Raw genomic sequence first — 204 nt, forward strand, 5'->3', positions numbered from 1 at the left:
CCAGGCCAAGGCGGCCGCGGCTGCCAAGAAACGCGGTGCCAAAGCCGGATATGTCTACCTGCACTCCGCGGTCGACGGCTACTCGCGGCTGGCCTACACCGAAGCCCTCAGCGATGAAAAGTCCGTGACAGCTCAAGGATTCATGCAGCGGGCACGAGCGTTCTTCCGAGCCCATGGCATCGTCTTCCTCGAGCGGATCGTGAC

The 204-nt window shown here is 63.2% G+C and carries 1 pseudogene; it reads left to right on the forward strand.

The window, feature by feature from the left end:
• Positions 1-204: pseudogene (locus ACX4ZE_RS23620) on the forward strand (IS481 family transposase); the annotation flags it as partial.

The sequence above is a fragment of the Nocardia sp. TBRC8007 genome, assembly GCF_056629435.1.